Raw genomic sequence first — 264 nt, forward strand, 5'->3', positions numbered from 1 at the left:
GTGTAGCAATTCAAAAAGATGACTTCATGTGTATTGCAGATGGAAAAATTGTATCTACAAATGCTGAAAAAGTAGGAGCTGCAAAGCAATTACTAGAAGCGCTTATTGATGAAGATTCTGAAATCGTAACGATTCTACAAGGTGAAGATGCAACTGACGAAGAAGTAGCGGAGTTAGTTGAATTTGTAGAAGAGAAATTTGAAGATGCAGAAGTAGAAGTGCATGCTGGAAACCAACCAGTGTATTCTTTCATCTTCTCTGTAG

At 37.1% G+C, this 264-nt stretch carries 1 pseudogene; it reads left to right on the plus strand.

What is annotated here, in order from left to right:
* Nucleotides 1-264 (plus strand): annotated as a pseudogene (locus SB717_RS36750) (hypothetical protein); the annotation flags it as partial.

This window comes from Priestia sp. SIMBA_032 (assembly GCF_046535215.1).
Classification (GTDB): Bacteria; Bacillota; Bacilli; order Bacillales; family Bacillaceae_H; genus Priestia; species Priestia aryabhattai.